This is a genomic window from Brevundimonas sp. GW822-FHT03E11 (assembly GCF_058801445.1).
The window spans coordinates 422,040-445,694 of the sequence record NZ_JBXANG010000004.1 but is presented as its reverse complement, the minus strand read 5'-3'; the positions used below and the strand labels follow the sequence as shown (position 1 = coordinate 445,694).

At 66.4% G+C, this 23,655-nt stretch carries 19 protein-coding genes; 17 read left to right on the top strand and 2 right to left on the bottom strand.

The genetic code is table 11. The annotated features are described in order from the left end of the window. Positions 1–181: 181 nt before the first annotated feature. From serS to AC1RKE_RS09745, 8 genes are all read left to right on the top strand, one after another. A complete protein-coding gene (serS, locus tag AC1RKE_RS09780) occupies positions 182–1,642 on the top strand; it encodes a serine--tRNA ligase (RefSeq protein WP_395942416.1) in 1,461 nt (486 codons plus the stop codon). 126 nt (positions 1,643–1,768) lie between these two features. Next, positions 1,769–2,560, top strand: coding sequence for a 5'/3'-nucleotidase SurE (gene surE / locus AC1RKE_RS09775; RefSeq protein ID WP_348685271.1), 792 nt, complete (start codon positions 1,769–1,771; stop codon positions 2,558–2,560). Then, on the top strand, positions 2,557–3,201 hold the full coding sequence (locus AC1RKE_RS09770; RefSeq protein WP_054765861.1) for a protein-L-isoaspartate(D-aspartate) O-methyltransferase: 645 nt from the start codon (positions 2,557–2,559) through the stop codon (positions 3,199–3,201). Before surE ends, AC1RKE_RS09770 begins: the two co-directional genes overlap by 4 nt. A gap of 275 nt (positions 3,202–3,476) precedes the next feature. Continuing rightward, entirely contained in the window at positions 3,477–4,526 is a 1,050-nt protein-coding gene (locus AC1RKE_RS09765) for a peptidoglycan DD-metalloendopeptidase family protein (RefSeq protein WP_321208062.1), read from the top strand. A gap of 104 nt (positions 4,527–4,630) precedes the next feature. Then, a complete protein-coding gene (gene yajC / locus AC1RKE_RS09760) occupies positions 4,631–4,948 on the top strand; it encodes a preprotein translocase subunit YajC (RefSeq protein ID WP_054765860.1) in 318 nt (105 codons plus the stop codon). A gap of 35 nt (positions 4,949–4,983) precedes the next feature. Next, the gene (gene secD, locus AC1RKE_RS09755) at positions 4,984–6,576 is read left to right on the top strand and encodes a protein translocase subunit SecD (protein ID WP_201462670.1); all 1,593 of its coding nucleotides are present in this window, start codon (positions 4,984–4,986) and stop codon (positions 6,574–6,576) included. After that, entirely contained in the window at positions 6,576–7,565 is a 990-nt protein-coding gene (gene secF, locus AC1RKE_RS09750) for a protein translocase subunit SecF (protein ID WP_228184220.1), read from the top strand. Before secD ends, secF begins: the two co-directional genes overlap by 1 nt. A 109-nt stretch (positions 7,566–7,674) precedes the next feature. Further along, positions 7,675–8,979, top strand: coding sequence for a cation:proton antiporter (locus tag AC1RKE_RS09745; protein WP_348683993.1), 1,305 nt, complete (start codon positions 7,675–7,677; stop codon positions 8,977–8,979). A 51-nt stretch (positions 8,980–9,030) separates the two neighbouring features. On the opposite strand, the gene AC1RKE_RS09740 is transcribed toward AC1RKE_RS09745, so the two are convergent. Continuing rightward, entirely contained in the window at positions 9,031–10,236 is a 1,206-nt protein-coding gene (locus AC1RKE_RS09740) for a pyridoxal phosphate-dependent aminotransferase (RefSeq protein WP_348683995.1), read from the bottom strand. 123 nt (positions 10,237–10,359) lie between these two features. On the opposite strand from AC1RKE_RS09740, the gene AC1RKE_RS09735 reads away from it, so the two are divergent. The 9 genes from AC1RKE_RS09735 (at position 10,360) to AC1RKE_RS09695 (ending at position 21,926) form a co-directional block, all read left to right on the top strand. After that, positions 10,360–11,073, top strand: a complete 714-nt coding sequence (locus AC1RKE_RS09735) for a TVP38/TMEM64 family protein (RefSeq protein ID WP_152950322.1) — start codon at positions 10,360–10,362, stop codon at positions 11,071–11,073. A 284-nt stretch (positions 11,074–11,357) separates the two neighbouring features. Beyond that, the gene (locus tag AC1RKE_RS09730) at positions 11,358–12,398 is read left to right on the top strand and encodes a rod shape-determining protein (protein WP_054765854.1); all 1,041 of its coding nucleotides are present in this window, start codon (positions 11,358–11,360) and stop codon (positions 12,396–12,398) included. Between the two features lie 152 nt (positions 12,399–12,550). Continuing rightward, positions 12,551–13,672 (top strand): rod shape-determining protein MreC, encoded by a 1,122-nt coding sequence (gene mreC / locus AC1RKE_RS09725; RefSeq protein ID WP_054765853.1) that lies wholly within the window; start codon positions 12,551–12,553, stop codon positions 13,670–13,672. Continuing rightward, entirely contained in the window at positions 13,669–14,187 is a 519-nt protein-coding gene (locus tag AC1RKE_RS09720; protein WP_287104064.1) for a hypothetical protein, read from the top strand. The genes mreC and AC1RKE_RS09720 overlap by 4 nt, the downstream gene beginning before the upstream one ends. Next, positions 14,184–16,181 (top strand): penicillin-binding protein 2, encoded by a 1,998-nt coding sequence (mrdA, locus tag AC1RKE_RS09715; protein ID WP_395941948.1) that lies wholly within the window; start codon positions 14,184–14,186, stop codon positions 16,179–16,181. Before AC1RKE_RS09720 ends, mrdA begins: the two co-directional genes overlap by 4 nt. Then, positions 16,178–17,332 carry a rod shape-determining protein RodA gene (gene rodA / locus AC1RKE_RS09710; protein ID WP_201462665.1) on the top strand — a complete coding sequence of 385 codons (1,155 nt, stop codon included), beginning with the start codon at positions 16,178–16,180 and terminating at the stop codon, positions 17,330–17,332. Before mrdA ends, rodA begins: the two co-directional genes overlap by 4 nt. Before the next feature lie 197 nt (positions 17,333–17,529). Continuing rightward, a complete protein-coding gene (gene uxaC / locus AC1RKE_RS09705) occupies positions 17,530–18,945 on the top strand; it encodes a glucuronate isomerase (protein WP_348683452.1) in 1,416 nt (471 codons plus the stop codon). Between the two features lie 98 nt (positions 18,946–19,043). Continuing rightward, the gene (locus AC1RKE_RS09700; RefSeq protein WP_348683451.1) at positions 19,044–20,423 is read left to right on the top strand and encodes a mannitol dehydrogenase family protein; all 1,380 of its coding nucleotides are present in this window, start codon (positions 19,044–19,046) and stop codon (positions 20,421–20,423) included. Between the two features lie 3 nt (positions 20,424–20,426). Further along, positions 20,427–21,926, top strand: a complete 1,500-nt coding sequence (locus AC1RKE_RS09695; protein ID WP_348683450.1) for a UxaA family hydrolase — start codon at positions 20,427–20,429, stop codon at positions 21,924–21,926. Between the two features lie 45 nt (positions 21,927–21,971). Here AC1RKE_RS09695 and AC1RKE_RS09690 read toward each other — a convergent pair whose 3' ends face one another. Beyond that, complete coding sequence (locus tag AC1RKE_RS09690) at positions 21,972–23,621, bottom strand: pectate lyase (RefSeq protein ID WP_228184211.1); 1,650 nt, start codon at positions 23,619–23,621, stop codon at positions 21,972–21,974. Between the last annotated feature and the right edge of the window lie 34 nt (positions 23,622–23,655).

Sequence of the window (23,655 nt, the reverse complement as noted above, 5' to 3'; positions counted from 1 at the left end):
GCGCTTTGCGCCGCGCCACCTCCCCCAGAGGGGGAGGATTTCGGTCATCGCATTCCTCCCCCTCTGGGGGAGGGGGACCGCGCGAAGCTTGGTAGAGGGGGAACCGGCCGGCCGCCGTTGCCCGTAACCGCGCGGGCGGGTAGAGCGTTCGGCTTCTCCCGCCCAACCGAAGTTTCAGACCATGCACGACATCAGAGCCATTCGCGAAAACCCCCAGGTTTATGTCGCGGGCTGGTCGTCGCGCGGGGTCGATCAGGCCGACGGGCTGGTGGCGGACATCCTGCGGCTGGACGCCGAACTGCGCCACGCCCAGACCACGGGCCAGGACGCCCTGGCCAAGCGCAACGCCGCCTCCAAGCTGATCGGCGCCGCCATGGGCAAGAAGGACATGGCCGAGGCCGACCGGCTGAAGGCCGAGGTCGAGGCGCTGAAGGGCGATATCGCGGCGGCGGCCGAGGTCGAGGCCCGCGTCGGCAAGGAACTGCGCGACCTGCTGGCGGGGTTGAAGAACCTGGCGGCCGAGGATGTGCCGGACGGCGAGGACGAGGCGGGCAATGTCGAGGTCTCGCGCTGGGGCACGCCGCGCGAAGGCGGCCCGGCCAAGGATCACGCCGACCTGGGCGAGGCCCTGGGGATGCTGGACTTCGAGGCGGCGGCCAAGATGTCGGGCGCCCGGTTCGCGGTGCTGAAGGGCCAGCTGGCGCGGCTGGAACGGGCCGTGGGCCAGTTCATGCTCGATATGCAGACGGACCAACACGGCTATCTGGAAGTGAACCCGCCGCTGTTGGTGCGGGACGAGGCGATGTTCGGCACGGGGCAGTTGCCGAAGTTCAAGGACGACCTGTTTCAGACGTCCCTAATGGACGAAGAGCGTCGTATTCGCGCACTCATTCCCATGTGGAACGCACGTCTGGCGCGACCGATTGGAAGTAGGACAACCTCTCTGACGACCGGGGAGGTGGGGCGGCAAGGCATTCCCCTGATGGAGCCATCGGAATGGACTGAGACGCTCAATGAGCTAGCAATCAGTAATCGCTACCTCATCCCCACCGCCGAAGTCTCCCTGACCAACCTCGTGCGCGATCAAATCCTGTCCGAGGACGACCTCGCCACGCCAATGCGGATGACGGCGCTGACGCCCTGCTTCCGGGCTGAGGCCGGGTCGGCGGGGCGGGATACGCGCGGGCTGATCCGTCAGCACCAGTTCTCCAAGGTCGAGATGGTGTCGATCACGCGGCCGGAGGACTCCGAGGCCGAGCACGAGCGGATGACGGCCTGCGCCGAGGCGGTGCTGAAGGCGCTGGAACTGCCGTTCCGGCGGATGCTGCTGTGCAAGGGCGACATGGGCTTCTCGGCCCAGAAGACCTTCGACCTGGAGGTCTGGCTGCCCAGCCAGAACACCTATCGCGAGATCAGCTCCTGCTCCAACTGCGGCGATTTCCAGGCGCGGCGCATGGACGCCCGGTTCAAGCGAGCCGGCGAGAAGAAGACCGAGTTCGTCCATACGCTGAACGGGTCGGGGCTGGCGGTCGGCCGGACCCTCGTGGCGATTATGGAGAACTATCAGCAGGACGACGGGCGGATTGCGGTGCCGCAGGTGCTGCAGCCGTATATGGGAGGTTTGACCCATGTGGGCGCTTAATCCTCCCCCGTTGGGGGAGGGGGACCGCGACGCGGTGGAGGGGGCCTTCCGCCCCCGTGCCGGTTCCGCCTTGCCCCCCTCTGGCGCGCTATGCGCGCCTGTCTCCCCCCAAGGGGGGGAGATCGCATGAGAATCCTCCTGACAAACGACGACGGGATCGAGGCGGAAGGTCTTGAATCCCTTGAGCGGATCGCGCGGACCCTGAGCGACGACATCTGGGTGTGCGCCCCCGCCGTCGAACAGTCGGCCAAGGGCCGGGGCATCACCCTGACCGAGCCGCTGCGGGTGCACAAACTGGGCGAGCGGCGGTTCTCGGTGACCGGGACGCCGACCGACTGCGTCATCCTGGCGGTCAACGATCTGATGCCGCAGAAGCCCGATCTGGTGCTGTCCGGCGTCAACCGGGGGCACAATATCGGCGAGGACGTCAGCTATTCCGGCACGGTGGCGGGGGCGCTGCAAGGCATGGCCTTCGGCATCCGCTCCATCGCCCTGAGCCAGAGCCTGGAAAGGTTCCATGACGAGGTGGTCGCCCACTGGGAGACGGCCGAAGCCTTCGCCCCGGCCATCATTTCGCGTCTGCTGGACCAGAAATGGGCGCCGGGCGTGGTGATGAACCTGAACTTTCCCAATCTGCCGCCCGAACGGGTCGAGCAGATCGAGGTGACGACGCAAGGCTTCCGCGACGTGGGCGAGATGCATGCGGTGCGCCGCACTGACCTGCGGGGGCGCGACTATTACTGGATGAGCTTCCGCGGCGAGAAGCAGGAGCATGCCGAGGGCACGGACCTGAGGGCCATCGAGGCGGGGCGGATTTCGGTCACGCCTCTGCACATCGACCTGACCCACATGCCGAGCGTCCATGACCTGAAAAAGGTGCTGGGCGGGGCGCCGCCGAAGACGGTGAAGGCGGCATGAACCTGCACGACGACCGCGCCGGACGGCTGATCCTGTCGCTGCGCCAGCAGGGGGTGACGGACCCCCGGGTGCTGGGCGCGATGGAGAGCATCGACCGCGCGGTCTTCGTGCACGAAAAATTCCTGGATCAGGCCTGGGAAGACCAGGCCCTGCCGATCGACTGCGCCCAGACCATCAGCCAGCCCTATATCGTCGGCCTGATGACCCAGGCCCTGGACGTCCAGCCCCGTCACCGGGTGCTGGAGATCGGCACCGGCAGCGGCTACCAGTGCGCGGTGCTGAGCCGGCTGGCGCGCTATGTCTATTCGGTGGAGCGGTATCGCAGTCTGCTGGTCGAGGCCGAGGCGCGTCTGCGCGCCCTGGAGATCGAGAACGTCATCACCCGTCACGGAGACGGCGGCCTGGGCTGGATCGAACAGGCGCCCTTCGACCGGATCATGGTGACGGCCGCATCGCCGGGCGAGCCGACCGAACTGTTGAAACAGCTGAAGCCAAACGGGGTTCTGGTGGCGCCGGTGGGCCGCACCTCGGTGCAGATCCTGCACCGCTATGTGGGGCAAGGTGACGGCTCGTTCCGGCGCGAAAGCCTGACGGAAGTGCGGTTCGTGCCCCTGGTCGAGGGGACGGCGAAGGAGGGGTGAGACCTTCCCCCGCTTGCGGGGGAAGTGTCAGGTCGTGGCGCGAAGCGACACGCCTGACGATGGGGGAAGTCATGCTTCTTGAAAGAAAACTTCCCTCTCCGACCCTGGTCCGCTGCGCGGACGCCAGGCCACCTCTCCCGCAAGCGGGAGAGGGTCTGGACGGCCGTTAACCTTCCCGCCCCACTTTGGCGATGATTGCGGGCTTGGCTTGGGCGGCGCGAGCGGGCAAACCGGGCGGGCGGATTTAACCACGTAAGGAGCGGCCGGTGCAGGTGATGTCGGGCGGAATGAGAGCGGTTGTGATCTTGGCGGCGTCGCTGAGCGCAGCGGCCTGTATGACCTATCCGTCCGAGCCGCAGTATTCGACGCGCCCTGTTCCTGCCGGAGGCGCCCAGCCGCAGGCTCAGCAGGGCCCCTATGGTCAGCCGGCCCAGCCGCAGACCCCCGCCCAACCGTATCAGCAGCCGCCGGCGACGGCGCCGGTCGGCTCGATCGACGGCGGGGCCCTGCCGCCGCCGGTTTCGGTCACGCCGGCCCAGCCGACCTATCCGGCGACGCCCGCCCCATCTTCGCCGCCCGCCGTGGTGACGCCGGGCGCGGCCTATGTGATCCAGCCGGGCGACACCATCTCGGGCGTCGGCCGGCGGTTCCAGACGCCGGTTCAAACCCTGATCGACCTGAACGGGCTGGGGCCGCGCGGCGCGATCACCAGCGGTCAAAGAATCATTCTGCCCGATTCCGCCGTGGACACGGGACGCGATCCCTACGCCACGGGGCCGTCGCCGGCCGGTGTGCTGGTGCCGAACTCGGGGGTGGTTCCGCCGCCCCCGCCGCCGCCCTCGGGCAATCCGGCCCTGCCGGCCCAGACGCGGCCGGTCCAGACGCGGCCGGTCGAGAGCGCGCCCGGTCCGGCGACGACGCCCGTCGCAGGCGGAACCATCGCCCTGCAATGGCCGGTGCGGGGCGACATCCTGAGACGGTTCGGTCCGGTCGGCATGGGCGAGCGCAACAATGGGATCAATATCGGCGCCTCGGCCGGCGCCTCGGTCGTGGCGGCGGCCGGTGGGCGCGTGGCCTATGTGGGCGACGATCTGGTGGGCCAGGGCCTGACGGTGCTGATCGTGCACAACGGCGGCTGGCGCACGGTTTACGGCCATCTGGGCTCGGCCACGGTCAAGGACGGCGACGACGTGCGCGCGGGTCAGCAGATCGGCACCGTGGGTTTGACCGCCGGGGACGGCCGCCCGTCGATCCATTTCGAGACCCGCCAGATGCGCGGCGACGACCCCGTGGCGGTCGATCCCCTGAGCGTATTGCCGCGCTGATCGTTCGTTACGTTGCAATCCGCGAAGCGCGGCCCTAGGTTCCGCGCCTCGTTTTAATGGGGGCGCCGACGAGGGCCGCCCCGCCTTGTGTTCGGAGAGACCCCATGGGCGCCCCAGCTGACGGCGGCATGATGGCCGTGATCATGCAGTTCCTGCCGATCGTCGCCATCTTCATCCTGTTCTACTTCCTGCTGATCCGTCCGCAGCAGAAGCGCGCCAAGGAACATGCGGCCGCCATCGCCGCCGTGAAGCGCGGCGACACGGTGGTCCTGTCCAGCGGCGCCATCGGCAAGGTGACCCGCGTCGAAGAGGCCGAGGTCAATGTCGAGATCGCGCCCAGCGTCAATATCCGCGTCGTCAAGGCGATGATCGCCGAGGTGCGCAACCGCACCGCCGTCGCCGCCAACGACTCCAAGGCCTGAGACCCGAAGCGTATCGCTGAACCTGGACTGTCCTCATGATTCAGCTGTCGCGCTGGAAAATCATTCTCGTCGTCGCCTCGGCGATCATCGGCTGCCTGCTGGCCTATCCCAACCTGCTGAGCCCGGCTCAGCGGGAGGCGCTGCCCGGCTGGCTGCCGAAGAACGCCCTGAACCTGGGGCTGGACCTGCAGGGCGGCTCCTATCTGCTGCTCGAGGTGGACGTGCCGGCGATGCGCGAGAAGCGCGTCACCAATCTGATCGAGGACGTGCGGGTGACCCTGAACGGCGAGGGCATCGCCACCAACGGCCTCCAGCGCGAGGCGGGCGGCGTCGTGGTCGCTTTGGCGGACCCGGCGAAACAGACCGCCGCCTTTGAAGCCCTGCGCCGCCTCGCCGGCGCGCCGGGACCGTCCGGCCAGGTCGAACGGACGGCCAGCCGCGTCGGTTCGGACCGGGTCCGATTCGCCTATACGGACGCGGCCCTGGCCGGCATGGGATCGACGGCGGTCGATCAGTCCATCGAAGTCGTCCGTCGCCGCATCGACAGCCTGGGTACGCGCGAACCCTCGATCACCCGCCAGGGCGCCGACCGGATCGTGGTCCAGGCGCCGGGCGAGAGCGATCCGCGCAAGCTGGAGGAGGTCATCGGCCAGACGGCCCAGCTGACCTTTCAGATGGTGGATACCGAAAACTCGGTGACCGAGGCCCAGGCGGGGCGTGTGCCGCCGGACGCCGAACTGCTGACCGATGAACAGGGCACGCCCTATCTGGTCAAGAAGCGGGTTCTGGTTTCGGGTGAGAACCTGACACGGGCCTCGGTCGACGCCGATCAGAGCGGCCGCCCCGCCATCGGCTTCCGCTTCGACGGCGCCGGCGCCCGCCGCTTCGGCGAGGCGACCTCGGCCAATATCGGCAAACCCTTCGCCATCATCCTGGACGGCAAGGTCATTTCCGCGCCGCGCATCAACAGCGCCATCACCAACGGTTCGGGCATCATCGAAGGCCAGTTTACGATCCAGGAAGCCGCGACGATGGTGAACCTGCTGAACGGGGGCGCCCTGCCGGCGCCGCTGAACGTCGAGGAACGCCGGACCGTCACCGCCGAACTGGGCGCCGACGCGGTGGCCGCAGGCGCCCTGTCGACCGCCGTCGGCTTCGCCATCATCGTGGTCTTCATGATCCTGGCCTACGGCTTCCTGTTCGGGGGCGTTTCGGTGGTCGGCCTGATCCTGAACGGCGTGCTGATCGTGGCGGCCATGTCGCTGACCCAGGCGACCCTGACCCTGCCGGGCATCGCCGGTCTGATCTTGACCTTCGCCGTGGCCGTGGACGCCAATGTGCTGATCTATGAGCGGATGCGCGACGAGGCCCGGACGGGCCGCAGCGTGATCGCCAGCATGGACGCCGGCTTCTCCAAGGCCTGGGGCACGATCCTGGACGCAAACGTCACCACCCTGGTGGCGGCGGCGATCATGTTCGTCTTCGGCGCCGGGCCCGTGCGCGGCTTCGCCTGGACGCTGAGCATCGGCGTCTTCACCTCGGTGTTCTCGTCGGTTCTGGTGGCCCAGGTGCTGCTGGCCTACTGGCTCAAGACCGCCAAGCCCAAAAAACTGCCGATCGCGGAGTAATGGCGATGCGTGGATGGCCTCTCATCAAACTGCTGCCGCAGAAGACGAATTTCCATTTCGTCAAATACGCCCGGTACGCCGCCGTCCTGTCGGTGGTGCTGTGCATCGCCTCGATCGTGGGCTGTTTCGTGCCCGGCCTGAACATGGGCATCGACTTCCGGGGCGGCGCCTCGATGGAGGTGTCCAAGCCCGCCGGCCAGACCATCGAGCTGGACCGGGTGCGCGAGGCGGTGAACGGTCTGAACCTGGGCGACGTCCAGGTGCAGGGCATCGCCCGGCGCGACACCAATGTCGATGACGGCTCGACCGCCATCCTGCGCTTCCAGGTGCCGGAAGGCCGCGATCAGACCCAGGTGGTGAACCAGGTCGAGCGCGCCATCAGCGGCACGGTCGGCGAGGTGCAGTATTCGGGCGTCAGCGTGGTCGGGTCCAAGGTGTCCGGCGAACTATTCACCTCGGGCCTGTTGGCCCTGGCCGTCGCCATCGGCCTGATGTTCCTCTACATCTGGTTCCGGTTCGAGCCGCAATTCGGCTTCGGCGCCGTGATCGGCCTGCTGCACGACGTGGTCCTGACCTTCGGCCTGATCGTGGTCTTCCGGCTGGAGTTCAGCCTGAACATGGTCGCCGCCATCCTGACCGTCATCGGCTATTCGATGAACGACACCGTGGTGGTGTTCGACCGGCTTCGCGAGAACCTGCGCAAGTACAAGACCATGCCGTTGGGCGAGGTGATCGACCTGTCGCTGAACGAGACCCTGTCGCGGACCATCATCACCGGCGTGACCGCCGTCATGGTGCTGGCGGCTCTTGCGATCTTCGGGGGTGAGGCCCTGTTCGGCTTCTCCATCGCCCTGATGTTCGGCATCATCGTGGGCACCTATTCGTCCATCTATGTCGGCGCGCCGATCATCCTGCTCTGGGGCGTCAAGCGCGGCGCCCTGGCCGAGGAGGCCAAGCCGGTTAAGCTGGGCATGGCCAGCCGGCCCTGATCAATACGGTCTCGGTCTGCGGGGGGCCTTGAATAGGCGACGAGGGCGTTTAGGGTGAGCGACCTGTGATCGTTCTCAAGAGCGGCGCGCCCTGGGGAGGGATCATCGCATGACCAACGCGGAGCTGAGCGTCGCCTTTTTTCTGCAGATGGCGGTGATCATCGCCGCCTGCCGAGTGGTGGGATGGGCGGCCAAGCGCTGGTTGGGCCAGCCGCAGGTCGTCGGCGAAATGATCGCAGGCGTGATCCTGGGGCCGTCCCTGTTCGGACTTCTGGCTCCCGACTTGCAGGCCGCCCTGTTTCCGAAGGAGTCGCGGTCCATCCTGTTCGTCGGCGCCCAGCTGGGCGTCGGCCTCTACATGTTCCTGGTCGGGCTGGGGTTTCGCCGGGATCATTTCCGCGCCCATGCGACCAGCGCGGCGGCCGTGTCGCTGGCCGGCATGGCGGCGCCGTTTCTGGTCGCGGTCGCCATCGCGCCCTGGCTTCTGAGTCTTGGCCTGTTTGGCGAGGGAATCGTGACCTGGCAGGCCATGCTGTTTATGGGCGCGGCCATTTCGATCACCGCCTTTCCCATGTTGGCCCGCATCATTCACGAACGCGGCCTGAGCGGATCGCGGTTGGGGTCGCTGTCTCTGGCCGCGGGCGCCATCGATGACGCCGGGGCGTGGTGCGTACTGGCGATCGTCCTGGCCAGCTTCGGCGCCGGGCCGATGGTGGCGGTGGTGGCGATCGTCGGAGGCGGCGCCTTCGCCCTTTTCATGATGACCTTGGGGCCTCGGCTTCTGGCGCCCCTAGGCCGGATCGCAGAGCGCGAGGGCCGCGTCGGACCGAGCGTGTTGGGCGTCGTCCTGATCCTGTTCATGCTCAGCGCATGGGCGATGGACGCCGTCGGCATCCACGCGGTCTTCGGCGGCTTCATCCTGGGGGTCGCCATGCCGCGCGGCCTTTTGACGGCGGAGATCAAACGTCAGCTGGAGCCTTTCGCCGTTCTGGTCCTGCTGCCGATGTTCTTCACCTTTTCTGGGCTCAACACGCAGCTGACGATGGTGGACAATATCGGTCTGGCCGCCGTCACCCTGGTGATCCTGGCCGGCTCCGTCCTAGCCAAGGGGGGCGCCTGCTGGGCGGCCGCCCGGCTGACGGGCCAGGACAACGCCACGGCCCTGGGTATCGGCGCCCTGATGAACGCGCGCGGGCTGATGGAGCTGATCATCATCAATATCGGACTTCAGCGCGGCGTCATCGGCCCAGCCCTGTTCTCCATCCTGGTTCTGATGGCCATCATCACGACCCTTATGGCGTCGCCGCTGTTCGAATGGGTCTATGGCCGCAGGGCGCGAGAGCGAGGGGAGCTGGGCGATCCGAATGAACCGGACGGCGACGGAGCCCAACTGTCGCCTCGCGCCACGGCCTGAACTGCGGCCGTTGATCCGGACGGACACAGAGGCGTCCGTCCGGTGGAAAAATCAACGCAGCGAGGCGGCGAAGCGCTGGATGCGGGTGCAGGCCTCTTCCAGCACGGCGTCGGAGGTGGCGTAGCTGATGCGGAAATAGGGCGACAGGCCGAAGGCCTCGCCCTGGACCACGGCGACGCCCTCGGCGTTCAGCAGCTCGGCGGCGAAGGTCGAGTCGCCGTCGATGACCACGCCCGACTCCGTAGTCTTGCCGATCAGGGCGGCGATGGAGGGATAGACGTAGAAGGCGCCTTCCGGCACAGCACAGGTGATCCCCGTCGCCTGGTTCAGCATCGAGACGACCAGGTCGCGGCGCTTCTCGAAGGCGATCTTGCGCTCGGGGATGAAGTCCTGGGTTCCGTTCAGGGCCTCGACCGCGGCCCACTGGCTGATGCTGGTGGGGTTGGAGGTGGTCTGGCTGGCCACCTTGCGCATCAGGTCGATCAGCGGCTTGGGGCCGCCGGCGTAGCCGATGCGCCAGCCGGTCATGGCATAGGCCTTGGACACGCCGTTGACCGTCAGAGTACGGTCGATCAGGTCGGGGGCGACCTGGGCGACGGTGGTGTATTCGAAGTCGCCATAGACGAGGTGCTCGTACATGTCGTCGGTCAGCACCCAGACGTGGGGGTGACGACGCAGAACCTCGGCCAGGGCCAGCAACTCCGCCTGGGTGTAGGCGGCGCCGGTCGGGTTGGAGGGGCTGTTCAGGATCAGCCACTTGGTCTTGGGCGTGACGGCGGCCTCCAGCACCTCGGGGCGCAGCTTGAAGCCGTCCTTCTCCTCGCCGACCACGGTCACGGGCTCGCCCCCGGCGAGCAGGACCATGTCGGGATAGGAGACCCAGTAGGGAGCAGGCACGATGACCTCGTCGCCGGGGTTCAGGGTCGCGACCAGGGCGTTGAAGATGACCGGCTTGCCGCCCGGGGCGACGTGGATCTGCGACACGTCGTAGGTCAGGCCGTTCTCGCGGGCGAACTTGGCCACGATGGCCTTCTTCAGTTCGGGCATGCCGTCGGCGTCGGTATATTTGGTCTCGCCGCGGTTAATGGCGTCGATGGCGGCCTGTTTGATATTCTCCGGCGTGTCGAAGTCCGGCTCGCCGGCCCCTAGACCGATCACGTCGCGGCCTTCTGCTTTAAGCTTCCGGGCCTGGGCGGTCACGGCGATGGTGGCCGAAGGCTTGACACGGGCGAGGGCGGAAGATTGCAGGCTGGACATGGGAATCCCATCGGTCTTGGAAGGTTGTTGCCGGGGAGGCGAGGTTCCTTACGCGCGCAGGCCCGCCGGGACAATCCGCCCAGGCTCGCTAATGTACAGCCGGGGTGATAAGCGGCGCGTCTGATGCGTTGGATCCTCGATTTCCTGTCCAATATGGAGGCGCGGCGCTGGCGCGCCGTGCTGGCGACTATTGTCGTCCTGGGCGCGATGACGGCTCTGTTTGCTGTGGGTAAGAGCCAGCTGGGGCTGGACGCCGAGGCGCGGCTGGAGGCTTGGCTGGGCGGGTTCCGGCACGGACCGTGGGGCCTGCCTGCGGCCGTGATCGTGTTCACGGTCGCAGCCTTCTTCGGCGCGCCTCAGTTCATTCTGATCGCCGCCTGCGTGGTGGCCTTTGGCCCCTGGTTCGGGTTTCTGTACAGCTGGATCGCCACGGTCGCCTCGGCCGCCGTCACATATTGGATGGGGCGCGGGCCGACCGCGCGGGTGCTGGAGCGGCACGGCGGCAAGACGGTGGGGCGGCTGACCCGGTTCGTGGGTCAGAACGCCTTCTACGCCAGCTTCATGATCCGCAACGTGCCCTCGGCGCCCTTCATCGTGGTCAACATGGCCTTTGGCGCGGCGCGGGCGTCCTTTCCGGGCTTTCTAGCCGGGTGCGCGCTGGGGGTTTTGCCCAAGACGGCGCTTGTGGCGTTTTTCGGCGGCTCCTTCATGACGGCCGTCAGCGGCGACGGGGTCTGGACCTCGGCGATCCTCGCGGGCGTGGCCCTGGCATGGTTGGGTCTAATGCTGGGGGTCCGGGAGTGGGTGAGGCGTCGCGAAAAGGCGCGTGGGGACTGACGTCGCGGCAGGCGCTGGCAGGATGTTTCACAGGAAGTCCTTGCCGCTCATGACACTATCGTGAACGGCCCTGAGCGCCAAGCTTCCACAGGCCTGGGGGTGAACGCGTGTCCGGCACGCGAAGGGGGTTGTATTCCCTGTTTCATACGGGCACACGGGCCAGCGGTAGGCATGGCGAAGACGATCAGGAAGCCGTCCGGCAAGGGGATGTCAGGACGGCGGGGCGTCGCCAGGTCGACTGCGAAACTGACGCCCTCGGTCAAAGAACAACGGTATCGATTCCCATGAGCTTTTCCCTTTTCGGCGCGATCTCCAACGACATCGCGATGGACCTGGGCACCGCCAACACCCTGATCTACATGAAGGGCAAGGGCATCGTCCTGAACGAGCCGTCCGTGGTGGCCCTGCGCAACGTCGGCGGACGCAAGATCGTGCACGCCGTGGGCATTGAGGCCAAGCAGATGCTGGGCCGAACGCCCGGCCACATGGAAGCCATCCGCCCGATGCGCGACGGGGTCATCGCCGACTTCGAAGTCGCCGAAGAGATGATCAAACATTTCATCCGCAAGGTGCATAACCGCAAGGGATTCGTGAACCCGAAGATCATCGTCTGCGTGCCGTCCGGCGCCACGGCGGTCGAGCGTCGCGCGATCAATGATTCTTGCCTGAACGCCTCGGCGCGCCGCGTGGGCCTGATCGACGAGCCGATGGCAGCCGCGATCGGCGCCGGCCTGCCGATCCACGAGCCGACCGGCTCCATGGTCGTCGATATAGGCGGCGGCACCACCGAGGTGGCCGTGCTCTCGCTGTCGGGCATCGTCTATTCGCGTTCGGTCCGCGTCGGCGGCGACAAGATGGACGACAGCATCATCAGCTATATGCGTCGCAACCATAATCTGCTGATCGGCGAGACCACTGCCGAGCGCATCAAGAAGGACATCGGCACCGCCCGCATCCCGGCCGACGGGGAAGGCCTGTCGATCGAGGTCAAGGGCCGCGACCTGATGCAGGGCGTGCCGCGCGAGGTCCGTATCTCGGAACGCCAGGCCGCCGAAGCCCTGGCCGAGCCGGTGACCCAGATCATCGAGGCCGTGAAGGTCGCGCTGGAGGCCACCCCGCCCGAACTCGCCGCCGATATCGCCGACAAGGGCATCATGCTGACCGGCGGCGGCGCCCTGCTGCGCGGCCTGGACGTCGAAATCCGTGACCACACCGGCCTGCCGGTTTCGGTGGCGGACGACCCGCTGTCGTGCGTGGCGATCGGCTGCGGTCGCGTGCTGGAGCATCCGCGCTGGATGAAGGGCGTGCTCGACTCGGCGCTCTGATCTTTTTTGATTGCGGCCGGACGTAAGTCCGGCCGCAGATCCTTTTCAGCCCTGCGTGATCGACGGTTCCATTCCGGCCCTGATTTTGCGATAGGCAGGCAGAACGACAGGGATCGCCTGTCAATTCCAACCCCTTTTGTGGAAGGTCGCCCGTGGCGTTTCGCGACGGTCCCTTTGAAAACCTGAAGGTGCCGCTGGTCTGGACCGCCGCGGTTGTGGTCGTCGTGTCGATCGTGGCCGCCGGCCTCCTACTGGTGAGCGATCGCAAGGCCGTCGACGGCGGTTCCAGCTATGGCGCCGTGCGCGGAGCGGCTGATACGGTGACTGGACCTGTCAGCGGGATCTTGGCCGCGCCGGTGCGCTGGGTCGGCGCCGTCACCGACTATGTCGGGGGCTATTTCTTCGCGGTGTCGGAAAATCGGAAACTCAAGGCGGAATTGGCGGAACTCCAACCGTGGCGCGACCAGGCCATCGCCCTGAAGAACGTCAACGCGCGCTATGAAGCCTTGCTGGGGCTGCGGACTGAGCCGCCCGTTCCGATGATCACGGCGCGCGCCATCTCCGACGCGCGCGGACCCTTTAATCGGGCCAAGCTTCTGGACGTGGGCACGCGCCGCGGCGTGCGGATCGGCAATCCGGTGATCAATGAACACGGCCTCGTCGGTCGCGTGACGGGCGCGACCGGAGGCGTGAGCCGCATGGTGCTCCTGACCGATGTGGCGTCTCGGACGCCCGTCCTGGTGGATCGCACCGATGCGCGGGCGCTTCTCACCGGCGACGGCAGCGACAACCCGCGTCTGGAGTTTGTTCGCGGAGCCGGCTCGGTGCAGCCGGGTGATCGCATTCTGAGTTCTGGGGACGGTGGGGGACTGCCGCGCGGCATACCGATCGGCGTCGCCGCCAAGGGCATTGACGGCAGCTGGCGCGTCAAACTGTTCAGCGATCGTGGCGCTGTCGATTATGTGCGTGTGCTGTTGTTCCAGGACTTCGGCCAACTGGTCGATCCCAACGCCCTGAATGCGCCGCCCCTGGCGGGTCTGGGGACGGCGCCCGAGCCCAGCCTCGAACAGGCGGCTGCGATTGCGGACGTTGCCGCACGCCGGCAAGCGGCCGCACGCGCCCAGGCCGAACGCACGCGGCAGGCCCAGGCCTCGCAGGCCGCAACCGCCGGGCCGTCGGTTCAGCGCGGTCCGGCTCCGCGCGCCGCTCCGGATCAGTCCACGCCTGAGACTCCGCCGGGCGGACCCTCGCCTGCGCCGGGAGGCGCCGCGTGAGACGGCCGGTTGCGGTCCGCGTCGTCGGGCCTTTGCAATGGATCCTCTATCCGGCCCTCGTGGCGGCCGCGGCGACCATCGTCCTTGCCACCCCCGCCCAGCTTTTCGGCCTGACCTTGCCGGAGCCGGTCGTGCCCATGGTTCTGGCCTTCGCCTGGCCCTTGATCCGTCCGTCGATGACGGCGCCGGCTGTGCTGTTCGCCCTGGGCCTGTTCCTTGACCTGTTTTGGAACGGCCCGCTCGGCATGTGGGCCCTGTGTCTGATGGGGGTCTATGGCGTCCTGCTTCTGTCGCGCAATCTTTTGGCCGGACACGAAGGGCTGATCCGGTTCGCCTGGTATGTGGCCTGCACCCTGGGGGCGTTTCTGTTCGCCTATGTCATCGTGACGGTGCGGGCGGGCAATCCGCCGGCCATTCTGTCGCTGATCGGCCAGATCGTGCCGACCCTCCTGCTTTATCCGGTCGCTGACTGGATGCTTGAGCGGTTCGACGATGGAGACATTCGCTTCCGATGAGCGGCGAACCTTCCATTTTTTTCGCCGACGTCAATGAACGACAGGGCTCGTTCCTGCGGCGCACCTTCGTGTTCGGCGGCCTGGCGACCCTCGGCGTGGCGGCGCTTGTAGGACGGCTGGCCCAGCTCCAGGTCGTGCAGGCGCAGGAGTATGCGACGCTCTCGTCGCAGAACCAGTTCAACTTCCGCATGGTTCCGCCGCCTCGGGGCCTGATCAAGGATCGCAACGGCGTCGTCATCGCCGGCAACCGCCCCAGTTTCCGAGTGCTGGTGGTGCGCGACGAAACCAAGGACCTGGACCAGACCCTTGACCTGCTGGGTCGGCTGCTTCCCGACACCCTGGAACGCCGCCGCGCCATCATCCGCGACGTCAACGCCTCGTCCAAGTTCAACCCGGTTCCGGTCAAGAGCGACCTGACCTGGGAGGAGTTCGCCAAGGTCAATCTGTACGCCAACGAGCTGCCGGGCGTCATGGCCGATATGAACGACGCCCGCTACTATCCTTTCGGCGGCTCTTTCGCCCATGTGGTCGGCTATGTGGCCAAGGTGTCCGATCGGGACGTCAAGGCCATCCGCGACAGGGGGGAGGAGGTTCCGCCCCTGCTGTTCAACCCCAGTTTCCGCATCGGCCGGCAAGGGGTGGAGAAGGCGCTGGACGAGGCCCTGCGCGGCGAGCCCGGCGGTAATCGCGTCGAGGTGGACGCGCGGGGTCGGGTGGTGGCCGAGGATGTGGGCGGCTCCCGCCCGGCGGTTCCCGGGCAGGAAGTGGTTCTGACCCTCGACGCCGACATTCAGAACCGGGCGCTGGAGGTGTTCGGCGAGGAGTCCGGGGCCTGCGTCGTGATGGACGTCCGCAACGGCGACATCCTGGCGATGACCTCCGCCCCCTCGTTCGATCCCAACCTGTTTGTGGGGGGCGTGCCTTCCAGCATCTATCGCGCCTTGGCCGACTATGAACGTCGCCCGCTGCTGGACAAGGCTCTAACGGGGACGTTCGCGCCCGGCTCGACCTTCAAGCCGGTCGTCGGGCTGACGGCGTTGAAACGGGGCGGCGACCCGAACCGACGGATCGTCTGCAACGGGGCCTACTATCTGGGGCGGCGGTTCGCCTGCCTGGGGCGACACGGTTCGCAGGACATGCGTTCGGCGATCAAGAACTCCTGCAACGTCTATTTCATGACCCTGGCGGTCGAGGTCGGGCCGGACGCCATCGCCGAGACGGCGCGCGAAATGGGATTCGGCCAGACCTACGACATCGGCATCTCCGGCCAGAAGCCGGGCCTGGTGCCTGACCGAGAATGGCGGCGGAAGAATCCCGTGCGGGGCGACGGCAAATGGTATCCGGGCGAAACGCCGAGCTACGGCATCGGTCAAGGCGCCTTGACGGTCAACGCCCTGCAATTGGCCGTCTATGCTTCGCGACTGGCCAATGGCCGAAAGGCCGTGACACCGCGGCTGATCAAGTCGATCGGGGGAGTGGAGCAGGGGGGCGACCGCAGCTTCGCCGACCTGCCCTATGATCCGGCCTTCGTGCAGGTGATGCGGGAAGGGATGGAGGCGGTGACCGACGTCGGCGGGACCGGCTTCAGGAACAGCCAACTGGGCCTCGGCGACATCCGCATGGCGGGCAAGACCGGGACGGCGCAGGCGCAGAACTACGGCGCCGGGTCGCGCAAGGGCGCGGGCCGGCCCTGGGCCCAGAAGGACCACAACCTGTTCATCGCCTTCGCGCCGGCGGACAATCCCCGCTACGCCGTGTCGGTGATTGTGCAACACGGCGGCATGGGCGGCGGTACAGCCGGCGCGCCGCGCGCGCGGGAGGTGATGAAGGTCGCCTTGCTGAAGGATCCGGAGATGCGCGCGCGAATGGAGCGCCCCCCGGCGCCCGAGCCGACAGAGACGACGGACCTGACCCAGCCTTCGACCCTCGAGCCGACGACCCCGACGCAGGAGGCGGTTGATCCGCTTCCCCCATCGACGGAGCCGCGCTTATGACCGCTTCCGCCCTGTCTCGTCCCGGCGAGCGCGAGCGCGTTTCGACCAAGATCAGCCAGCTCGACTGGCGGCTTCTGCTGCTCATCTGCGCCGTAGGCGGCGCGGGCGCAATGATGCTCTATTCGGTGGGGGGCGGCTCATGGTCACCCTGGGCGGCTAAACACCTGATCCGGTTCGGCGTCTGCCTGGTGCTGATGCTGGGGCTGTCGATGATCAACATTCGCTACTGGTTCGCCCTGGCCTATCCCATCTATGGCATGGCCCTGTTCCTACTGGCTCTCGTCGAGACGCCGTTGGGCTACACCGCGCTCGGCGCCACGCGCTGGCTTGACCTGGGCGTGACCCGCATACAGCCCTCGGAAATCATGAAGATCGGCGTGGTTCTGGCCCTGGCGCGTTGGTACCACGGGGCCTCGGCCAAGGAGGCGAGCTTTCACTGGAAGCTGATCATTCCCGTCGCCATCATCGGCATGCCCTTCCTGCTGGTGGCGCACCAGCCGGATCTGGGCTCGGCCATGCTGATCGGCCTAACCGGCGCGGCCATCATGTTCATGGCCGGTCTGAACTGGAAGATCATCGCCGCCGTCGCCGCCGTCGCCACGGTCGCCGTCCCGCCCTATGTGATGTTCGGCATGCACGACTATCAGCGCCACCGGGTGCTGACCTTCCTGAACCCTGAGGCGGACATGGCCGACAAGGGGTATCAGATCGTCCAATCCAAGATCGCGATGGGCTCGGGCGGGCTTCTTGGCAAGGGCTACGGCCTGGGCAGCCAGAGCCAGCTGGAGTTTCTGCCCGAGCGGCACACCGACTTCATCTTCGCCGCCTTCGCCGAGGAGTTCGGCTTCGTCGGCGCCTTCTTCCTGCTCGGCGCCTATGCGGCCATCATATTGATCTCTTTGCGAATAGCGTCCCTGTCCCACAGTCATTTCGGCCGTTTGGCGGCGTCCGGCGTGATCGCCACCTTCGCCATGTATGTGCTGATCAACGGCGCCATGGTTATGGGGCTTGCGCCGGTCGTGGGCGTGCCCATGCCGCTGTTGTCCAACGGCGGCACCGTGATGCTGACCGTCATGATCGGCTTCGGCCTCGTCATGGCGACGCGGGTGCATCGATACGCCGAACTGCCGAAGGGCCATGGGCTGATCTGAGGCCGATTGAAAAGCGCGCCTCGGCAGGCCGTCCGCCTAGACCTCGCACGTTTGATTACAGCGCCGCAGATTCAGCGTGCGCCGTAGGCAGACTAGACTACTAAGGTAACCGGTGTCTTTTTTGTCCTCAGCCCTGTAACAGGAGGAACAGAAACGACTCGTCGCGTCCGACCGGCGGGAACTGAGGGAAGGATTTCATGACCCAGCCGCTCCGACTACATCCCGACCGCCTGTTTCCGGCCGATGCGGGAACCCGCGCAGTCGCGCGGCGGCTGTACGACGCTGTCAAAGATCTGCCGATCATCAGTCCGCACGGGCATACAGACCCCAGCTGGTTCGCCCTGAACCAAGCCTTCGCCAACCCGGCTGAGCTGCTGATTACGCCCGACCATTACGTCTTTCGAATGCTGTATTCGCAGGGGATGGCGATGGAGTATCTGGGCGTGCCGCGCGTCGACGGCGGGCCTGTGGAGACGGATCGCAGGAAAATCTGGCGCCGGTTCGCCGAGAACTATCACCTGTTTCGCGGCACGCCTTCGCGCCTCTGGCATGACTGGGTCTATGCCGAGGTGTTCGGCCTAGATGTGCGTCTGTCGGGCGAGACGGCGGACCACTATTACGATGTCATCGACGCCGCCCTCAAAACCGACGGTTTCCGGCCACGCGCGCTGTTCGAACGCTACAATATCGAGGTTCTGACCACCACCGAGAGCCCGCTCGACACCCTGGATCACCACAAGACCATCGCGTCGTCAGGCTGGAAAGGCAGGGTGCTGACCGCGTTTCGACCCGACCCGGTCCTGGATCCGGACTATGAGGGTTTCCGCGACAATCTGCACAGCCTGGCCGATCTTACCGGTCGCGACGTCATGAGCTGGGACGGCTATCTTCAAGCCCTCCGCGACCGTCGCGCCTTCTTCATCGAAAGGGGCGCGACCTCGACCGACCACGGCCATCCGACCGCCTTTACGGCGGATCTGCCGAGAGGAGAGGCCGAGGCTCTGTTCCGTCGCGTATCCACGGCGTCTGCGACAGCTGCGGACGCCGAGCTGTTTCGCGGCCAGATGCTGACCGAAATGGCCGCCATGTCGGTCGAGGACGGCCTGGTGATGCAACTGCATCCCGGCAGTTTCCGCAATCATTCGGCGACGGTGTTTGATCGCTTTGGACGCGACAAGGGATGCGACATTCCCACCCCGACCGATTACGTCAGGGCGTTGAAGCCGCTGCTGGATCGCTTTGGAGCGGACAGGCGCCTGTCCTTGATCGTCTTCACCCTCGACGAGACCAGCTACAGCCGCGAACTGGCTCCGCTGGCCGGTCATTATCCGGCGTTGAAACTGGGCCCCAGTTGGTGGTTCCACGACAGCCCAGAGGGCATGCGCCGCTTCCGCGAACAGGTCACCGAGACCGCCGGCTTTTACAACACGGTCGGGTTCAATGACGACACCCGCGCCTTCCTGTCGATCCCGGCCCGTCACGATGTGGCGCGGCGCATGGACTGCAGCTTCCTGGCCCGGCTTGTGGTGGAGCATAGGATCGAGGAGGACGAGGCGCACGAGGTCGCCCACGCCCTGACCTATGGCCTGGTCAAGGCGGCTTACAAGCTGTGAGCGGTCAAACGTCCCGGCTGAACTCAGGGGCTTTGTCGCAACTGCCTTTGGACGTCGCTCAGCCCAAATATGACCGAGCGGAGGTGAGGACCGGCGTAGTGCATCTGGGGTTGGGAGCCTTCCACCGCGCCCATCAGGCGGTTGTTTTCGACGACGCCCTGGCCGGCGGCGACCTGCGTTGGGGGGTTCTCGGGGCCTCGCTGCGGTCGCCGGGCGTCAGAGACCAACTAAATCCCCAAGACGGACTGTACACCCTGGTGCTGCGTGACGGGGCGCGCGAGGATCTTCGCGTCATTGGCTCGGGCTGCGGCGTCCTGGTCGGCCCAGAAGACCCCGCCGCCCTGGTGGCCGCCATGGCGAGGGCTGAGGTTCACATCGTCACCTTGACCGTCACCGAAAAGGGTTACCGTATCGACCCCGCAAGCGGCGATCTGATTTTCAATGATCCGGACGTGGCCGCGGATTTGACCGATCTGGAGGCGCCGCGCACGGCCCCTGGATTCCTTGTTGCGGCGTTGAAGGCGCGCAAGGCTGCGGGCCTCAAACCCTTCACCGTCATCAGCTGCGACAATCTTCCGCAGAACGGGCAAAGAATCAGGGCGGCCGTGCTGGCGATGGCGGGCCGTATCGACCCTGACTTGGCCGATTGGATCAGGCGTCATGGCGCCTTCCCGCAGACCATGATCGACCGGATCGTTCCTGCGACCACCCCCGACGACGTGGCGCGACTGACCGGCCGGCTCGGCGTCGAGGATCAAGGCATGGTCAAGACGGAGCCCTTCACCCAGTGGGTGATCGAAAACCATTTCGCCGGCGAGCGACCGGACTTTCCAGGCCTGGGCGTTCAGTTGGCGGAGTCCGTCGAGCCTTGGGAGAACGCCAAGCTGAGACTTCTGAACGGCGCTCACTCCGCCTTGTCCTACCTGGGGGCCCTGGCCGGCTTCGAACATGTGCATGAGGTGGTGGGCGTGCCGTCTTTCCGCACCTATGTCCAAGCCCTGTGGGACGAGGTCGAGACGACGTTGGAGCCGCCGCCCGGTTTGGTGATCGCCGACTATCGGAACGCCCTGATGGCGCGCTTCTGCAACGCCGCCCTGATGCATCGCACACGCCAGATCGCCATCGACGGTTCTCAGAAGCTGCCGCAGCGACTGTTGGCGACGGCCGCAGATCGTTTGGCGGCAGGGCTCGGGATCAAGGCGACGGCGCTGGGCGTAGCGGCCTGGATGAGGTGGCAATCGGGTTTGACGGAAGGGGGAGAGCGCTTCGAGGTCGATGATCCGCTGGCCGCCGAAACGGCCCGGCGTCTGGCTGAGGCTGACAATGAAGCCGACCAGGTGCTGAGTCTTCTGAGGCTTGCGGCCGTTTTTCCGCAGCGCCTGGCGGCGGACGACCGCTTCGCCCTGGCGGTTACGGACGCCTATCTGTCGCTGTGTCGCAAAGGAGCGGTCGAGGCGGCGCGGGAGGCGGCGGTCTAGATCATGTCTCGCATTCTGGTCTTAAATTCACTCGACGACGTCGCCATCGCCCTGGATGACATTTCCGAAGGCCAGACTCCCGAAGGCTTGGACGTCCCCGCGCGCACCCACATCCCCACGGGTCATAAGATCGCGCGTCATGCTGTGGAAGCGGGAGGAGTGGTTCGTCGCTATGGTCAGGTCATCGGCCGCGCCGGCATGGCGATCGCGCCGGGAGACCACGTTCACATCCATAATCTGATGATGACCGACGATGGACGAGAGGCCGAGGTGGGGGCGGATCTGCGTTCGCCGCCGCTGCGGTCTGACGCGACCTTTCAGGGGATCGTTCGCCCGGACGGGCGAGTGGGGACGCGAAACTATATCGGCGTGCTCACCAGCGTGAACTGTTCCGCCACAGTGGCGCGCCGCATCGCCGACGCCTTTCCTGATGACGGCCTGCCGGACGGTGTCGACGGAGTGGTCGCCTTCACCCACCAGGGGGGATGCGGCGGCTCATCCCTGTCTTCCGATGTGGCCCTCTTGCAGCGCACCCTGGGAGGCTATGCCCGCCACCCCAACTTTCACGCCCTGCTGATCGTGGGGCTGGGGTGCGAGGCCAATCAAATCCCCGCCTGGCTCGCCAATGAGGGGCTGAACGCCGGTCCCACCCTTCACGCCCTGACCATACAGGAGGCCGGAGGAACGGCGCGCGCGATCGAGGCCGGCGTCGCGATCGTTCGCGATCTGATCACGGAGGCCGCCAAGACACGACGCACGACCGTGTCGGCCGAGCATCTAACGGTCGGCCTTCAGTGCGGCGGTTCGGACGGCTGGTCCGGCGTCACGGCCAACCCGGCCTTGGGCGAGGCGGTTGATCGGCTGGTCAGCCACGGCGGGTCGGCCCTGTTGTCGGAGACACCCGAAATCTGGGGCGCCGAACACCTGCTGCTGCGCCGCGCAGCGTCACAGGCCGTCGCCGACAAGCTGCAGGCGCGCCTGGCCTGGTGGCGCGACTATGCGGCGCGGCATCAGATGGAGCTGAACAACAACCCCTCTCCGGGCAATCTGAAGGGCGGATTGACAACCATCCTGGAGAAGTCTCTGGGGGCCGTCGCCAAGTCGGGCTCGACGCCGCTCAACGATGTGATCGGCTATGCCGAACCGCGGGCGGCCAGGGGGCTCAGCTTCATGGACAGCCCAGGCTACGATCCCTGTTCGGCGACGGGCCAGATCGCCTCGGGCGCCAATCTGATCGTCTTCACCACCGGCCGTGGCTCAGTCTTCGGGGCCAAGCCGGCGCCCTCGATCAAGATCGCGTCCAACGCCAAATTGGCGCGCTGGATGGACGAGGACATGGATATCGACGCTTCGCCGGTGCTTACGGGCGCCAGCCTGGCCGACGTCGGCGAACGGATCTTCCAAAAGATGCTGGCCGTGGCCTCTGGCGAGCCTTCAAAGTCGGAGGCGCTGGGCATCGGCGACAATGAGTTCGTCCCTTGGCAGGTGGGCGCCTATCTCTAAGGGCCGGACGCCGGACGGCCCGATCATTCGGGCCGCCCGCTCCGGTCAGGCGACCAGCGCCTGGATCAGATCGCCCATGTTTCGAATGAAGACCGAGGTGGAAACGCCCTCGACCGGGTAGTCGGTCCGATAGGGCGACGTGTCCCAGACGTCGCCGACGCGTGTCATCTGATATTCGCCGCCGGTCACGGCCGTCGGGGAGTCGCCCCTGTAGGGGTTCGACGTCGTCGTCAGCGGCGTCGGCCAATAGCCCCGCGTATTCAGTCCCGCCAGAACCTCGGCTACGCGACTTTCGCTGACCGGCGACGGCCGTTTGGCGTCGCTGGACATGTCCCAGACATCGACGTCCTGAAGGGTGAAATAGGTCGGAAGCCGTAGAGAGCCCGGTCGCGCCTTCAGCGGCGACCCTTGCGTCGCAGCCTCGACGGGCAGGGCGGAGAGGCGGGCGTACTCCGCGCGAAGAGCGGGCGTGTCCACGTTCCGGAACGAACCGTAGTGGACGATCAGATTCTCGGGATTGTCGTCGGCGTAGTACTGGCCGTTGGCGACGTTGGACCCCCGACGATGGATGTAGATCGGGGTGTTGGCGCCTTCGAGAATGAAGGTGGGATGGGTTCGCCCCGGTGTATTGAGCGGCGGCTTGGTCGCGACCTGATCCAGCCAGTCCAGGGCCTCAGGCAGGCGGTCAAGGAATTTCCGGTCCCCGGTCAATCGGTAGAAGCCGAGCATCGACTTGATGTTGGTGCCCGTCGCATGGGTGACGAAGGCCTGAGGTTCGATCGTCCGCGCGCCGGCCGGCTTTAGGGTGTCGGGGAAATGCTGCAGGCCCCAGGCGGGCTGTGGCTGAGGCTGTTGGGTTCTGACGAAGATATCCATGCCGCGGTTGATCGCATCCAGGATGCGCGAGTCGCCGCGTCCGTTCCGCGCCAGTCCGTGCCAGGCGTAGATCAGAAACTCCAGATTCTCGCCTGCGACATCGTCATTGAAGGTGATGTAGGGCGTGTAATCAGCGTGCCCGTGGACGCCGCCATTCTGCACGAAGGGGTAACGTTGAGGCCAGCCGCCGTTCGGATACTGGCTATCGAGGACAAAATCGATCGCCTTGTTCAGAGGCGCCAGATATTTGCGGTCTCGCTTTTCGAGGTACAGGCGAAGAAGCAGTTGCGAGGCCTCAGCCGTACCCGCGTCATCGAAGGTGGCGTTGCCGTAGTAGCGATGAAATTCTTCCAACCGCCAGGCGTTCTTGCCGACCGTGTCGTACCACCGCCTCAGCGAAGCCTCGCCGGCCGTGTCGATGACATAGTTCCAGCCGCCGGCCGGGTGTTGGCCCCGGACTAGAGCGTCGGCGGCGGACTTGGCGGCCTCATAATAGAATTCGTCGCCGGTCGCATGGTAGGCGTCCAGGAACAGGTGCCCCATGGTCGCGGTTCCAGGCGGCTGCACCCAGATCATGGTCGGGCCGGCTTCCAGCTCGCCCCAACGCCGAGAAAAGTCGGGCAGATACTGCCAGACATAACCGCCTTCGACTGCAGCCTCATCGGTCATAAAGCGTGCGGCCCGCTTCATCCCCGCCAGGATGGCGTCCCGCTGAGGCGCCGAGGCGGCGACAGCGAGGGCGGGTGCTGAGGCGGCGACGAATGTGGCGGCGGCGCCGGCGGCCAAGACGGCGCGACGGCTCATGGAAGGGGCATGCATGCTGAAACTCCTGGACCTCTGAAACGGCTCTTCG

What these genes read in the sequence shown, in the direction of transcription:
- serS (WP_395942416.1), top strand. Translation starts at nt 182, where the DNA reads ATGCACGACATCAGAGCCATTCGCGAAAACCCCCAGGTTTATGTCGCG.
- surE (WP_348685271.1), top strand. Translation starts at nt 1,769, where the DNA reads ATGAGAATCCTCCTGACAAACGACGACGGGATCGAGGCGGAAGGTCTT.
- AC1RKE_RS09770 (WP_054765861.1), top strand. Translation starts at nt 2,557, where the DNA reads ATGAACCTGCACGACGACCGCGCCGGACGGCTGATCCTGTCGCTGCGC.
- AC1RKE_RS09765 (WP_321208062.1), top strand. Translation starts at nt 3,477, where the DNA reads ATGTCGGGCGGAATGAGAGCGGTTGTGATCTTGGCGGCGTCGCTGAGC.
- yajC (WP_054765860.1), top strand. Translation starts at nt 4,631, where the DNA reads ATGGGCGCCCCAGCTGACGGCGGCATGATGGCCGTGATCATGCAGTTC.
- secD (WP_201462670.1), top strand. Translation starts at nt 4,984, where the DNA reads ATGATTCAGCTGTCGCGCTGGAAAATCATTCTCGTCGTCGCCTCGGCG.
- secF (WP_228184220.1), top strand. Translation starts at nt 6,576, where the DNA reads ATGGCGATGCGTGGATGGCCTCTCATCAAACTGCTGCCGCAGAAGACG.
- AC1RKE_RS09745 (WP_348683993.1), top strand. Translation starts at nt 7,675, where the DNA reads ATGACCAACGCGGAGCTGAGCGTCGCCTTTTTTCTGCAGATGGCGGTG.
- AC1RKE_RS09740 (WP_348683995.1), bottom strand. Translation starts at nt 10,236, where the DNA reads ATGTCCAGCCTGCAATCTTCCGCCCTCGCCCGTGTCAAGCCTTCGGCC.
- AC1RKE_RS09735 (WP_152950322.1), top strand. Translation starts at nt 10,360, where the DNA reads ATGCGTTGGATCCTCGATTTCCTGTCCAATATGGAGGCGCGGCGCTGG.
- AC1RKE_RS09730 (WP_054765854.1), top strand. Translation starts at nt 11,358, where the DNA reads ATGAGCTTTTCCCTTTTCGGCGCGATCTCCAACGACATCGCGATGGAC.
- mrdA (WP_395941948.1), top strand. Translation starts at nt 14,184, where the DNA reads ATGAGCGGCGAACCTTCCATTTTTTTCGCCGACGTCAATGAACGACAG.
- rodA (WP_201462665.1), top strand. Translation starts at nt 16,178, where the DNA reads ATGACCGCTTCCGCCCTGTCTCGTCCCGGCGAGCGCGAGCGCGTTTCG.
- uxaC (WP_348683452.1), top strand. Translation starts at nt 17,530, where the DNA reads ATGACCCAGCCGCTCCGACTACATCCCGACCGCCTGTTTCCGGCCGAT.
- AC1RKE_RS09695 (WP_348683450.1), top strand. Translation starts at nt 20,427, where the DNA reads ATGTCTCGCATTCTGGTCTTAAATTCACTCGACGACGTCGCCATCGCC.
- AC1RKE_RS09690 (WP_228184211.1), bottom strand. Translation starts at nt 23,621, where the DNA reads ATGCATGCCCCTTCCATGAGCCGTCGCGCCGTCTTGGCCGCCGGCGCC.